The following is a 12,766-nucleotide window of genomic DNA, read 5'->3' on the forward strand; positions in this document are numbered from 1 at the left end:
TCCCGGCCCCGTACCCGGTCCTTGCGCGGTGCCGAATCTCACACCCGTACGTCCGGGCCGTCGCGGCAGACACCGTATGCACCGTCTCGTACGCGGAAGGCGACGCGTCACCGCGGCCGGCCTCGCCGTGGCCGCGGCGGCGTGCGCCTCGCAGCTCCCCCGCGGTGAGCGCTCCGAATCCGCGACCCCGCAGACGGCACGGGCCTCCCCGGCGGGCCCGACTGCCGCCGTTCCGGGGGCACATGAGCGTCCACCCGTCGGCCGGGAGCCTCCCCCGGCGGTCCGCGCCCCCGTACGGATCGCGGACGCCGCTGCGGTACGGCTGCTCAGGCGCGGCGACCGGGTCGATGTGATCGCCGGCTCCGGCGGTACGGAGGCGGCCCGGGTCGTCGCGCGCAGGGTGCTGGTGGATCGCGTGCCCGGGCCGGGAGAGACTGACCCGGTCGGCGCGACGGAGGACGGGGCGCTGGTCGTGCTCAGGGTGCCGCGCGCGACGGCCACCGCGCTCGCGGGTGCGGGGGCCGACGGCCGGCTGGCGGTGACGCTGTGCTGAGCCAGGTCGCCGTTCTCCCCGCGTACCGACGTACGTACCGCACGGAAGCAGACAAGGGGCAGGTCGAAGAGCGTGACAACTGCGGAGAGCGAGAAGAAGGGCCTGCTGACGGGATTCAAGGAATTCCTGATGCGCGGCAACGTGGTCGAACTGGCCGTCGCCGTCGTCGTCGGCACCGCCTTCAGCAAGATCGTGGATTCCGTCGTGAAGGGCCTCATCAACCCGCTGGTGGGCGCCATAGGGACGAAGGACCTGGAGGAGTACCGGTCCTGTCTGAAGGCTCCCTGTCAGATCGACGAGTCGACGGGCGAAGTGATCAAGGGCGTCCCGATCAACTGGGGCCCGGTGCTCAGCGCTTCACTGACCTTCCTGATCACGGCCGCCGTCGTCTACTTCCTGATGATCCTGCCGATGACCCGCTACAAGGAGCGGCTGGCCGCCCGCAAGGGGACACCGGAGACACCGCCGGAGGTCAGCGAGATCGACCTGCTGACGGAGATCCGCGACCTGCTCGCGACGCAGCGCGACGGCTCGGCGGGCCCCTCCGCTTCGGGCGCTCTCGCGGGTGCGCAGGGCTCGTTGGGCCGGCAACGCGACGGAAGCGGCGGACAGCCCGGGGTGAGCACGGACAAGCAGTAGCCGGGCCTCACAGGTGGTGCGGCGGCTTCTCCTCCAGGAAGCGGGCCAGATCCGCGGCGGAGTCCCCGGAGCCTCCGACCGTACGGCTCGCGCCGCCGCCCGCCCCGCTCTCGCCCCAGCCGGTGTCGGAGTCGTCCGCTGAGCGAAGGCTGAGCGGATCGTCGAACTGGAGCCTGGCGGCCGGGTCCTCGGGCCGCTGCGAACCGGTGGTCATACAGGAAGCGTACGGCGTCCCCGTACGCCTGGTATCCATGCCGCATGACTACTCAGGACGCCCTGACGGACGTGCCCGGCCTGCGCGTCGGCCATGCGCAGCGCACAGGAGACCAGCGGGAGGGATGGCTGACGGGCACGACGGTGGTGCTCGCCCCGGAGGACGGCGCCGTCGCCGGCGTCGACTCCCGTGGCGGCGCCCCGGGCACCCGCGAGACGGACGCGCTCGACCCGAGGAACGTCGTGGAGCGCATCCACGCGGTGGTGCTCACGGGCGGCAGCGCCTTCGGGCTCGACTCGGCGGGCGGCGTGGTGAGTTGGCTGGAGGAGCAGGGCCGCGGCGTCCCGGTGGGACCGGACCCGGCACAGGTCGTGCCCGTCGTCCCGGCGGCCGTGCTCTTCGATCTGGGCCGCGGCGGAGCCTGGCGTGCCCGTCCCGACGCTGGGCTGGGCCGGGAGGCGGTGGAAGCGGCAGCGGCTACGGAACCGGGCGCTCCCGTAGCGCAGGGCAACTTCGGTGCGGGCACGGGCGCGGTGGTCGGCGGCCTCAAAGGCGGTACGGGGACGGCCAGTACGGTGCTGCCCTCGGGGATCACCGTCGGCGCGGTCACGGCCGTCAACGCGGCGGGCTCCGCGTTCGACCCGGCCACGGGCGTCCTCTACGGACGGCTCTGGGACGGGCTCCCCCCGGTGCCCGACGAGAGCACGCACACGGCAGCGCTTCGCCGCCTCACAGAGGCCCGGGAGGAGACGGGCAGACGGGCGGCGGGGGTACTGAGTCCACCGCTCAACACGACGCTGGCGGTGGTCGCGACGGACGCCGTGCTCACCCGCGCCCAGGCCCAGAAGATGGCGGGCACCGCGCACGACGGGCTGGCGCGTGCCGTACGTCCCGTGCATCTGATGCACGACGGCGACACGGTCTTCAGCCTCTCGACGGGCGAACGCCCCCTGGCGGACGGGGAGTTGAACGACGTCCTGGCCGCCGCCGCGGACGTACTCACCCGTGCCGTGGTCAAGGCCGTGCTCGCCGCGGAGGGCGTGGACGGACCCGGCGGGGTCTTCCCGTCCTACCGCGACCTGTACGGGTGACCGGGCGGCAGGGCCGGGGAAGCGCGGCGTAGCCGAGCGCGAGCCGGCGGGCGGGCCGGGCGCCCGGCGGAGAGCCAAGGGAGCGAGGGGGTGGGGAGGGGGCGGGGGGTGGGGCCCCAAGAGGACGCAACTCAACTCCCCTGCAAAACCCCAGACTTCGCTGCCCCGGACCCCCGCTCCCCCATCCCAACCCAACTNCAACCCAACTCGAACTCCACCCCCGTAACGGTCAACCCCCGACCCCGTAACCGTCGGGCCCGCTCTCCTCGACGGTTACGGGAGACTCAACCGGAAGACCGGGAGTAGGCAACTCCCGGAACTCGTCCCGGCGCTCCGAACGGAGAGAGTCCCGGCGCTCGGGGGAGGGCACCGGGACTCGTCTTGGGGCGGCCTCGGGTTCCCGTGCCGCTTTCTGTTGTGTCTGCCGCGTTCTTTTATGTCCGCCAGCTCTTATGTCCGCCGGTTTCTCCGCCAGCCGCTTGGTCCGAAGGAACAGGCCCCCCACCAACTACCGGATCAGGCCGCCGCGTCGAAGCCGGTGTCCGTTGCGAGCCGCTTCAGTTCCAGCAGGGCGTGCTTCTCGATCTGCCGGATGCGTTCCCGCGTCAGGCCGTGCTGCTTGCCGACCTCCGTGAGGGTGCGCTCGCGCCCGTCGACCATGCCGTAACGCGCCTTGATGATGGACGCCGTACGGGAGTCGAGGCGGCCGATCAGCCCGTCCAGCTCCTCACGGCGCAGCAGCGTCAGCACCGACTGTTCCGGCGAGGCGGCGGAGGTGTCCTCCAGGAGGTCGCCGAACTGCGTCTCGCCCTCGTCGTCCACGGACATGTTCAGGCTGACGGGGTCGCGTGCCCAGTCCAGTACGTCGATGACGCGCTCGGGCGTCGAGCTCAGCTCGGCGGCGACCTCTTCGGGCTCCGGCTCGCGGCCGTGCTCCCTGTTGAACTCGCGCTGCACGCGCCGGATCCGTCCCAGCTCCTCCACCAGGTGGACGGGCAGCCGGATCGTGCGGGACTGGTCGGCGATGGAGCGGGTGATGGCCTGACGGATCCACCACGTCGCGTACGTGGAGAACTTGAAGCCCTTGCGGTAGTCGAACTTCTCGACGGCGCGCACCAGTCCGGCGTTGCCCTCCTGGATCAGGTCCAGCAGGGGCAGTCCGCTGCGCGGGTACCGCCGGGCCACCGCCACCACAAGCCGCAGGTTGGAGCGGATGAAGACGTCCTTGGCCCGCTCGCCCTCGGCGACGATCGCCTCCAGCTCCTCACGCGTCGCGGTCGCACTGGCGGAGTCGCCGCTCAGCGGCTCCTCCTCCTTGTCGAGTATTCGCCGGGCGTAGACGCCGGCCTCGATGGCGAGCGACAGCTCGACTTCCTTTGCCGCGTCGAGCAGCGGAGTACGGGCGATCTCGTCGAGATACATGCCGACCAGGTCGCGGTCCGCGACTTCGCTGCCTGCGGCGCGAACGCTGCTTGCCGTGTCAGTGGCACCGGTGGAGGCGGCCTGACGACGGGCGACGGCACGGGTTGCCATGCGTGCTCCCTTGCGAGTGGGCTCGGTCAATCTGGTGGCTGGCTCGGTTCGTCGATCTGGGGGCTACATCGGTTCGGACTCGGACACCCCCCGGGTGCCCCCATCCGTACGAAACAACGAGCGGAAACCGGACTTAATTCCCAACCGCCGCGTCAATTTCCCGATCATGCAGTACCCTGTCGGGCCGCATCGGCTGGCCGGGGTCGGGAGATGCTCCGGAGGTGCTGGTCGGAGCGGGTGCCGGGGGAACATCCCGAGGGATCCGCGCGGCGCCGGGGGCGGTGCCACGAGCCGTACGCCGTCGTCGGCTCCGTGCGTCGCGCCCGCTGAACAGCGGCGCGACTGACCGCTCTCCCCTGTGAAGACGACTGGGAGGGCCCGTTGGTTGCGCGAGCGCGGCGAATCGTACGGAACGGGCGGTCGGGGCGGGTTCGTACGGAGTCGGACGCGTACGGCGGGAATCGGACCGGGCGGCGAATCAAGCGGAAGGGACGCGACCGCATCCGGCCAATCTCATGAGCGGACGCGCATGGACCGCCCCCCTGGACGGACCCGCCGCCCGGCCTCATGGACGAATCCCTCGCCCCCTCGCCCCCTCGCGCCCCCGCGGGCCATGTGCGACGGGTCACCGTGCCCGTTCGCCCTGAATGACCCCTGCGTCCAAGGGTAGTTGGGGCTTCAACGACCTCTCTCCGCAGAGGTCACGTGTGACCCGCGGACGCCCGTGGCACCGCGGAACACAGCAATCGCACCACCGCACCACCCGTGGACAGGAGCCCCATGAGCACCCCGACCACACCCGAGCACGGCACGGACCGGCTCAAGGTCGCCGTCGTCTACTACTCCTCGACCGGCACCATCGCCGCCCTCGCCCGGGAGATCAGCGAGACCGCCGAGAAGGCGGGCGCGGAGGTCCGGCTGCGTAAGGCGCCCGAGCTGGCGCCGCAGTCCGCGATCGACTCCAACCCGGCGTGGGCCGACAACCAGCGGGCCACCGCCGGCATTCCCGAGGCGTCCCCGGACGACGTCGCGTGGGCGGACGCCGTGATCTTCGGTACGCCGACCCGCTTCGGCAACGTCTCCTCGCAGCTCAAGCAGGTGCTCGACCAGCTCGGCGGCCTGTGGGCGGAGGGCAGGCTCGCGGACAAGGTCTACAGCGGATTCACCGCGTCCGCCTCTCCGCACGGCGGGCAGGAGTCGACGCTGCTCGCCCTCTACAACACCGTCCACCACTTCGGCGGCCTCATCGCCTCGCCGGGATACACCGACCCGTCGAAGTTCACGGACGGCAATCCGTACGGCACCTCGCACACGGACGCCCAGGGCGCCAACCCCGTGGACGAGACGGCCCGTACGGCGGCGCGTGTGCAGGCCGACCGCGTCGTACGGATCGCCCGCGGCGTCAAGGCCGGGCTCGCGGCCTGACCGCAGACTCCCCGCGAACTCCCGCGGATCCCGACAGATTCCTGCGGATCCCCCGCCCCCGGGGCCTCGGTCCCGGGGGCCTCGGCACCCCGACGCGGAGCCCGCCCGCCGCCAGTGGACCAGACCCTTGAACATCAGCGCGGCGTCTGGTCCTCCCCCGGCCCCGCTGCAACGATGTGCGCTCCCGTACGCCCGCTCGACGTGGCCCTGTGTGAGGAGCACCCCAAATGCAGCAGACGCCGCCACCGCACTCCACCACCCGCAGACGGATCCTCGCCGGAGCGGGAGCCGCCGGTCTCGCCGCGGCCCTCGCCCCCTCGGGCACGGCGCTCGCGGCGGACGCCGCCGACGGCCGGTCCGACCACCGGCGCGCGGCCCGCGCCCTGCTCGGCCGGATGTCGCTGAAGGAGAAGATCGGGCAGCTCTTCGTCGTCGAGGTGTACGGGAAGTCGGCGGACGCCGAGCACGCGAAGAACAAGGAGCTGTACGGCGTCGCGACGCCGGCGGAGGTCGTCGCCAAGTACCGTCCCGGCGGCGTCATCTACTTCGACGCCCGCCGCGGTCCGGACAATCTCAAGGATGCCCGCCAGGTCGCCGGGCTCTCCAACGGTCTTCAGCGTGCCGCCCTGCGCAGCGGCGCCCGCATTCCCCTCCTGGTCTCCATCGACCAGGAGGGCGGCAGCGTCGTCTACCGGATGCTTGAGCCCGCCACCCAGCTTCCGGGCAACATGGCGCTGGCGGCGTCCCGTTCGGGCGACGACGTGCGGCGTGCGTCGCAGATCATCGGCTCCGAGCTGGCCGCGATGGGCATCAACCAGAACTACGCGCCGGTCGCCGACGTCAACATCAACCCGGACAACCCGATCATCGGCGTCCGTTCCTTCGGCTCCGACCCGGGCCTGTGCGCGGAGCTGGTCGCCGAGTCCGTACGCGGCTACCACCGCGGTCATGTGGCCAGCGCCGCCAAGCACTTCCCCGGTCACGGCGACACCGACGTCGACAGCCACACGGGGCTGCCCGTCATCAAGCACACGCGCAAGCAGCTCGACACGATCGATCTGCCGCCCTTCCGTGCCGCGGTCGCGCGCGGCGTCGACACGATCATGACGGCCCACATCGTCGTTCCGTCGCTGGACTCCAGCGGCGTCCCCGCCACGATGTCGAAGCCCATCGTGACGGGGCTGCTCCGCGAGGAGCTGGGCTTCCGCGGCCTCATCGTCACCGACGCCCTCGACATGGGCGGCGCCACCGAGGACTTCCCGCCGCACGTCGCTCCCGTACGGGCGCTGAAGGCCGGCTGCGACCAGCTCGTACTGGCGCCGAAGGCGGACACGGCGCACGCCGCCGTGCTCAAGGCCGTCGAGAGCGGCGAGGTGACGCGGGAGCGGCTGGACGCCTCCGTGCTGCGCATCCTCGAACACAAGCTGCGCAACGGGCTGTTCCCACGTCCGTACGTCGACGAGGACCGCGCCGAGCGCGTCGTCGGCAGCCGCCGCCACACCGCGGAGGCGGCCCGGATCACCGACCGTACGGTCACGCTGCTGCGCAACGAGAGCAGCACCCTGCCCCTGTCCTCGGATCCGCGGGACGTGCTCGTCACCGGCTGGGACACCGAGCAGGTCGCCACGCTCGCCGCGGCCGTCGGCAAGCGGCCCGGGCAGTCGGCCACGCCGCTGGCGACGGGCGCGGCGCCCGACGCGACGAAGATCGAGGAGGCCGTCGCGGCGGCCGGCGACCACGAGGTGACGGTCGTGCTGACGAACGGCGCCGCCGCGACGAAGGACAAGGGCGCCGCGCAGGGCGACCTGGTCACGGCGCTGGTGAAGGCCGGGAAGCCGGTGGTGGCGGTCGCGGTGCGCAATCCGTACGACATCGCCCGCTTCCCCGGGGTGCCGGCCTGTCTGGTGACGTTCTCGTACGGGAAGCCGTCGCTGGCGTCCGTCGTACGCGCCCTGTACGGGGACATCGACCCCGGTGGAAAGCTGCCGGTCGCGGTGCCCGCGCTCGACGAAGACGAGGGCACGCTCTACGAGTTCGGGCACGGGCTGCACTACTGACGGGACGGCCGGGCGCACGGAGGCCCCGGCGACGAGCACACGGACGAGCACACCGAGGGGCGGGGCCGCGGGGTCCCGCCCCTCTCTGCTGTGCGGGTCACTGCTGTGCGGGTCACTGCTGTGCGGGCGCGGGCTGCGGGTTTCGGGGCGAAGGACTTTCGTCCCGCCATCGGGACCGTACGGACCCTCGGCGCGGTGTCGCCGCAGCAGGAGGGTGGCAGGTGAGGGCGCGCAAGCGACCCGCACGCGACCCGGTCCCGGGGAGGGAGTTCGATGGTGTCCACCTCATTCGCCCGCGAGGAGGTGGTCCAGGGGCTGGTCCGCGACGCCTCGCTGGCGCCGTCGCTGCACAACGCACAGCCCTGGCGCTTCCTGTACAGCAGGGGCGGCGACTGCATCACGCTGCGCGCCGACCCCGGACGTACGGTCCCGCGGTCCGATCCGGAGCTGCGCTCGCTCCATCTGGGCTGCGGCGCGGCCCTGTTCAACCTGCGGGTGGCGGCGCAGAACGCCGGGTTCCGTCCCGTCGTGACGCTGCTGCCCGACCCGGACGACTGGCAGACGCTGGCCTCGGTCTCCTTGCGCGAGACGGCACAGACGCTCGACGCGGGACTGTGGCGGCTGTACGGGGCGATCGCGGAGCGCCGTACGGGCGACTTCCCGTTCGCCGAGCGCCCGATCCCCGTCGATCTTGCGGACCTGCTGATCGGCGAGGCACGCGCGGAGGGCGCACGCATGGCGTTCCTCTCCGGCTGGCACCTCTCCCTCGTCCTCGACGTGATCGAGGAGGCCGAGCTGGACGAGACGGGCGGCGGCCCGGACGGAGGCGAGACGGACGCGGCGCGCTGGGCGCGTACGGGCGTGCAGCTCTCGGACGCGGTCCCGGAGGAGACGGCCGCATACGAGACGACCGCATACGAGACGACAGCGCACGAGACGCCCGCGCACAGCGGGACGCACAGCAACGGCGCCGAGGCCGACGCCCACCGCCGCGGCCATACCGACGGCGCCGGCACCGTCGACGGCAGCCGCCGCAGCAACGGCGGCGGCAACGGGAACGGTGCGCCGGTGCGTGACTTCACCCGCGGCCGGAGCCAGCCGACCATCGGTGCCACGACGCCCGACGAGGGGCATCTTCCGCATCTGGGGCTGCTGTGCACCGAGCACGACCACCCCGTCGACTGGCTCATCGCCGGACAGGCCATGGAGCGGATGGTGCTGACGGCGACCCGTGAGGGCCTGGCGACGTCGTTCGCGTCGAAGGCGCTGGAGCGTCCCGAGCTGCGCTGGCTGCTGCGCGACCCGGTGTGGGGAGCGGGACCGGTGCAGATGGTGATCCGTATGGGATACGGGCGGCTGGGGCCGCCGACCGCACGCCGCCCGGTGGGCGAGGTGCTCGAGGTCATCCCCTGACGGCTGTCCCCTGATGGACGCCCCCTGACGGTCGTCCCCTGACGGACGGCGGGCCGCGCCACGGGCGGGGCGTGCTACTCGCGGCGGGTCCAGTACGGGCCGACGAAGGCCCACTCGCTCTCCCACTGCTTCTCCCGCCGGGCGTCCAGGCGCCGCCGTACCACCCAGCAGGCGCTTCCCACGAAGAAGCAGGTCCCCACGGCGACGGCGCCGCCCGCGGCGCCGCTCTCCAGCGCCACCTCGGACGCGTCGGGCGGCGGCTCGTGCGGCTGTCCGCGCCCGTCGAGCCAGATCGGTACGCGCGTGCCCTGGCCGGTGCCGCTCTCGACGGGTGCGCGGCCCGTGTGGGGGCGGCCGTCCGGGCCCGTCCACTGGACCTCGGTGAGCACGGTCGGCTCGTCGGAGACGGTCACGACGCCGTCGGTCGTGGGGGCGTCCTCGCGCAGCACCGCGGACGCCCGGTGCAGTCCGGGCTGTTCGCGGAGTGCGGAGGTGGCCTCGTCCGCGGCCAGTGCTCCCGTGAGCGGCGCGCCGACCGCCATGATCACAGCGGCCGCGAGCCCCGCCCATGCCTCGGCGTGGTCGGAACGGCGCTTGAGCGGATTCTTCCGCCAGCGCCACAGCCATCTCCTGGTCCTCATGTGCCGGCTCCCCTCGACTCCCCTCGCAGCGACGGAACGGCTACGGGTGCGAGGTGATCCGGGGGACGTGCTCCAAGGGGGGCCGAAAGGTCCACCGCTGGGGGTACGAGTGGTCCCCTCCGCCGCCCGTACGGGACCGTTCGGCCCTGTCCGCGCGGTCCCCGCCGGGGCGAGGATGACGGCGGCAGCCGCTACGAGCGGAAGTGCGAGGGGAAGCAGTGCGACATGAGCGATCTGCGGACCTACTCCGAGCAGAACCCGATCCGTGTCCTGCTCCTCGACGACCACGAGGTGGTGCGGCGCGGCGTCCACGACCTGCTGGAGGCGGAGGCGGACATCGACGTGATCGGCGAGGCGGCCACCGCCGAGCAGGCTCTCGCCCGCGGCCCGGCGCTCCGCCCGCACGTGGCGGTGCTGGACGTACGGCTGCCCGACGGCGACGGCGTGACGGTCTGCCGTGAACTGCGGTCGCGCATGCCGGACTTGGCGTGTCTGATGCTGACGTCCTTCGACGACGACGATGCCCTGCTGGACGCGATCATGGCGGGCGCCTCCGGCTATGTGCTCAAGCAGATCAAGGGCTCGGACCTGGTCTCGGCCGTACGGACGGTCGCGGCGGGACAGTCGATGCTCGATCCGGCGACCACGGCGCGGCTCATGGGGAGCCTGCGCGGCCCGGACGCCCGCGGCGAGGAGCATCCGGACGACGCCTTCGCGGGGCTGTCGCCGCGGGAGCGGGACATCCTGGAGCTCATCGGGGAGGGGATGACGAACCAGGAGATCGGCAGGCGGCTGTTCCTGTCGGAGAAGACGGTGAAGAACCACATCTCGCGGCTGCTGGCGAAGCTCGGCGTGGAGCGGCGCGTGCAGGCGGCGGTGCTGGCGACGCAGGCGCAGTCGCGTACGCAGGGTCAGGGTCAGGAGCGTGGCCAGGGGCACGGTTCCGCGCAGGGTCCGGACCGGAACCGGACGCGCGGCCCCCGGCACTGAACCGCCGGTACCGGAACCCCGCCGTACGGAGGCCCGCCGCCGGCCGCGACGCCCGTACGGTCAGCGCCCCGCGCCGCCCCCGTCCCCATTGCCGTCCTCATCGCCGCCCCCGTCACCGACCGCACCGTCCGCGCCCTCCAGGGGAACGTGCCACGTCAGACTCGTACCGCCCCCGGGCGGTGTGTCCAGGCGCAGGCCGCCGCCGAGGCGGGCGGCCCGTTCCGCGAGGTTGTGCAGTCCGCTGTGCCGGGCGTCCGCCGGTATCCCGGTGCCGTCGTCGACGACGGTGAGCGTGAAGACGCCGTCCGCCGTCCTCGCCGTGACCTCCACGCCGTGCGCGTGCGCGTGGCGGGCGGCGTTCGACAGGGCCTCCCGCAGTACGGCGACCGCCTCGTCCGCGATCGGCCCGGGCACGTCCGTGTCCAGCGGGCCGTCCATGCTCAGCACCGGTGTGAAGCCCAGCGCGGAGGTGACGTCCCGTACGGCCTCGGTGACGCGGGTGCGCAGGCCCGCGCCGTCGGTGTCCTCGTCGTGCGTGCGCAGGCCGAAGATCGTGGAGCGGATGATCCTGATGGTGGCGTCGAGGTCGTCGACGGCCCGCAGCAGCCGCTCGCCCGCCTTGGGATGTTCCACGAACGGCACGGCGCTCTGCAGGGTCATGCCCGTGGCGAACAGCCGCTGGATCGCCAGGTCGTGCAGATCGCGGGCGATGCGGTCGCGCTCTTCGAGCAGCGTGATCTGCTCGGCCTCGCGCCGCCGTTCGGCCAGTTCCATCGCGACGGCCGCCTGGCCGGCGAACGCGCTCAGCGGCGCCGTCTGCGGCTCGTCGAACGGCGGCCGCGGTGTGCGGCGGGCGAGCAGCAGCACTCCGCGGGGTACGCCGTTCCCGGTCATCGGTACGGCGACGGCGGGCCCGAGGCCCTCCCAGCGCGACGGGCCGGAGGTGACGCGCGGATCGTTCTCCACGTCCGCGCTGACGGTGACCTCGCCCGACGCCATGGCGGCCCCGGCGAAGGAGCCGTCGCGGGGCAGCCGCAGACCGCGGTGGTACTCGGCGTCGGCGCCGGTCGCGACGGCCACCCGCAGGACGTCGCCGTCCTCCTCGGGCAGCGCGAGGACGCCGAGGTCGGCGGCGAGGATGGTGCGCGCCCGCTCGACGATCAGACCCAGGACGTGCTGCTCGGCACCGCCGGAGAGCAGCGCCCGTGTGACCTCGGCGTTCGCCTCCATCCAGCGCTGCCGGTAGCGGGCGTCCTCGTACAGCCGGGCGTTCTCGATGGCCATGCCCGCGGCGGCGGCCAGCGCGGAGAGCACGGTCTCGTCCTCGTGGTCGAGACCGCCGAGGCCGCCGGTCCCGCCGGGGCCGTGGTCGTCGCGCGGGTCCGGGGCGTCATGCGAGGCGGGGGGGTCACGCCGGTCCCGGCCGTCGTGCCGGTCGCGCACTCCGCCCGTGGCGGGGCCGCGCCGGGACCTGCGGCCCGGGTCCTCGCCGTCCACATGAGGCACAGTGCCGCTCATCGGCCCTCCGCGGAGTCCAGGGACGATATGTCCGTTTCCCTGGTCCAAACGGTAGCTCCGCGAGGTCCGTACGGCATGGTCCGTACGGTCCCGCCCGCGCCCGGTGCGGGCCGCCGGTCAGCCGGACGCCCGGCCGGACGGCAGTACGTCGCGGATGTCCGGCGGGAGGACGTCCTCCAGCTTCCGCATCAGCTCGGGCGCCACCGCCGCGTCCAGTACCTCCAGGACCGCGCCCGCCCGGCGCAGCGCCTCCTCCTCGGAGGTCTCCGCGCGCCAGGCGACCCGGCCCGCGAAGACGGGCAGATCGAACCGCTCGCCGTGCACCCGCTGCTCCGCGCGCTCGTGCGGCGAGGTCTCGTGTACGGCGACGACGCGGCGCAGCGGTTCGGCCGCCTCCCTGGGGAGTTGGGCCGCCAGGTGGTCGGCGACGCCGTCGGGCACCCGCTCGGCGACGGTCTCCAGGGTCGCGCGCACCGTCTGCTCGGCCGCCTGCCTGCTCCCCAGACCGGCACGTGCCTGCACCTGCCCGGTGAAGTCCTCGTAGCGCATCGCTCCTGCCATCCCCTCCGTGCGGGTCGGCTGCCGTACGTACGGCTCACGGGGCCGCGCCGCCGCGGCCGCCACCGTGGCGGGTGACCGCGGGCCCGGTGTCCGACACCCCGGGCCCGGCGTCCGGTGCGCGGGGTGCGGGC

General features: G+C 73.0%; 12 protein-coding genes. 7 read left to right on the forward strand and 5 right to left on the reverse strand.

The window, feature by feature from the left end:
* Together AN218_RS01685 and mscL are read left to right on the forward strand one after the other, a co-directional pair.
* The coding region (locus AN218_RS01685; RefSeq protein ID WP_338059591.1) for a hypothetical protein at positions 1–553 on the forward strand (553 nt) is incomplete at its 5' end.
* A gap of 72 nt (positions 554–625) precedes the next feature.
* Positions 626–1,192 (forward strand): large conductance mechanosensitive channel protein MscL, encoded by a 567-nt coding sequence (mscL, locus tag AN218_RS01690; protein ID WP_070014640.1) that lies wholly within the window; start codon positions 626–628, stop codon positions 1,190–1,192.
* Positions 1,193–1,199: 7 nt separating this feature from the next.
* Here the strand turns inward: mscL and AN218_RS01695 are convergent, their stop codons facing one another.
* Entirely contained in the window at positions 1,200–1,406 is a 207-nt protein-coding gene (locus tag AN218_RS01695; RefSeq protein WP_070014641.1) for a hypothetical protein, read from the reverse strand.
* Positions 1,407–1,450: 44 nt separating this feature from the next.
* Between AN218_RS01695 and AN218_RS01700 the strand changes: the two genes are divergently transcribed.
* Positions 1,451–2,497 (forward strand): P1 family peptidase, encoded by a 1,047-nt coding sequence (locus tag AN218_RS01700; protein WP_070014642.1) that lies wholly within the window; start codon positions 1,451–1,453, stop codon positions 2,495–2,497.
* Positions 2,498–3,013: 516 nt separating this feature from the next.
* Here the strand turns inward: AN218_RS01700 and AN218_RS01705 are convergent.
* Complete coding sequence (locus AN218_RS01705; RefSeq protein WP_070014643.1) at positions 3,014–4,030, reverse strand: sigma-70 family RNA polymerase sigma factor; 1,017 nt, start codon at positions 4,028–4,030, stop codon at positions 3,014–3,016.
* A 780-nt stretch (positions 4,031–4,810) separates the two neighbouring features.
* Between AN218_RS01705 and wrbA the strand changes: the two genes are divergently transcribed.
* The 3 genes from wrbA (at position 4,811) to AN218_RS01720 (ending at position 8,925) form a co-directional block, all read left to right on the forward strand.
* Complete coding sequence (gene wrbA, locus AN218_RS01710) at positions 4,811–5,455, forward strand: NAD(P)H:quinone oxidoreductase (RefSeq protein WP_070014644.1); 645 nt, start codon at positions 4,811–4,813, stop codon at positions 5,453–5,455.
* A gap of 227 nt (positions 5,456–5,682) precedes the next feature.
* Positions 5,683–7,512: a glycoside hydrolase family 3 protein gene (locus tag AN218_RS01715; RefSeq protein WP_070014645.1), complete on the forward strand. Its 1,830-nt coding sequence runs from the start codon at positions 5,683–5,685 to the stop codon at positions 7,510–7,512.
* Positions 7,513–7,785: 273 nt separating this feature from the next.
* On the forward strand, positions 7,786–8,925 hold the full coding sequence (locus tag AN218_RS01720) for a nitroreductase family protein (RefSeq protein WP_070014646.1): 1,140 nt from the start codon (positions 7,786–7,788) through the stop codon (positions 8,923–8,925).
* Between the two features lie 74 nt (positions 8,926–8,999).
* Here the strand turns inward: AN218_RS01720 and AN218_RS01725 are convergent, their stop codons facing one another.
* Complete coding sequence (locus AN218_RS01725) at positions 9,000–9,566, reverse strand: Rv1733c family protein (protein ID WP_070014647.1); 567 nt, start codon at positions 9,564–9,566, stop codon at positions 9,000–9,002.
* A 225-nt stretch (positions 9,567–9,791) separates the two neighbouring features.
* Here AN218_RS01725 and AN218_RS01730 point away from each other — a divergent pair, with 225 nt between their 5' ends.
* Positions 9,792–10,556: a response regulator gene (locus tag AN218_RS01730; protein WP_079131724.1), complete on the forward strand. Its 765-nt coding sequence runs from the start codon at positions 9,792–9,794 to the stop codon at positions 10,554–10,556.
* Between the two features lie 60 nt (positions 10,557–10,616).
* Here AN218_RS01730 and AN218_RS01735 read toward each other — a convergent pair whose 3' ends face one another.
* Entirely contained in the window at positions 10,617–12,074 is a 1,458-nt protein-coding gene (locus AN218_RS01735; protein WP_079131725.1) for a GAF domain-containing sensor histidine kinase, read from the reverse strand.
* Positions 12,075–12,191: 117 nt separating this feature from the next.
* A complete protein-coding gene (locus AN218_RS01740) occupies positions 12,192–12,635 on the reverse strand; it encodes a DUF2267 domain-containing protein (RefSeq protein ID WP_375537887.1) in 444 nt (147 codons plus the stop codon).
* Between the last annotated feature and the right edge of the window lie 131 nt (positions 12,636–12,766).

It is taken from the genome of Streptomyces nanshensis, from assembly GCF_001751255.1.
Lineage (GTDB): Bacteria > Actinomycetota > Actinomycetes > Streptomycetales > Streptomycetaceae > Streptomyces > Streptomyces nanshensis_A.

What these genes read in the sequence shown, in the direction of transcription:
- AN218_RS01695 (WP_070014641.1), bottom strand. Translation starts at nt 1,406, where the DNA reads ATGACCACCGGTTCGCAGCGGCCCGAGGACCCGGCCGCCAGGCTCCAG.
- AN218_RS01700 (WP_070014642.1), top strand. Translation starts at nt 1,451, where the DNA reads ATGACTACTCAGGACGCCCTGACGGACGTGCCCGGCCTGCGCGTCGGC.
- AN218_RS01705 (WP_070014643.1), bottom strand. Translation starts at nt 4,030, where the DNA reads ATGGCAACCCGTGCCGTCGCCCGTCGTCAGGCCGCCTCCACCGGTGCC.
- wrbA (WP_070014644.1), top strand. Translation starts at nt 4,811, where the DNA reads ATGAGCACCCCGACCACACCCGAGCACGGCACGGACCGGCTCAAGGTC.
- AN218_RS01715 (WP_070014645.1), top strand. Translation starts at nt 5,683, where the DNA reads ATGCAGCAGACGCCGCCACCGCACTCCACCACCCGCAGACGGATCCTC.
- AN218_RS01720 (WP_070014646.1), top strand. Translation starts at nt 7,786, where the DNA reads ATGGTGTCCACCTCATTCGCCCGCGAGGAGGTGGTCCAGGGGCTGGTC.
- AN218_RS01725 (WP_070014647.1), bottom strand. Translation starts at nt 9,566, where the DNA reads ATGAGGACCAGGAGATGGCTGTGGCGCTGGCGGAAGAATCCGCTCAAG.
- AN218_RS01730 (WP_079131724.1), top strand. Translation starts at nt 9,792, where the DNA reads ATGAGCGATCTGCGGACCTACTCCGAGCAGAACCCGATCCGTGTCCTG.
- AN218_RS01735 (WP_079131725.1), bottom strand. Translation starts at nt 12,074, where the DNA reads ATGAGCGGCACTGTGCCTCATGTGGACGGCGAGGACCCGGGCCGCAGG.
- AN218_RS01740 (WP_375537887.1), bottom strand. Translation starts at nt 12,635, where the DNA reads ATGGCAGGAGCGATGCGCTACGAGGACTTCACCGGGCAGGTGCAGGCA.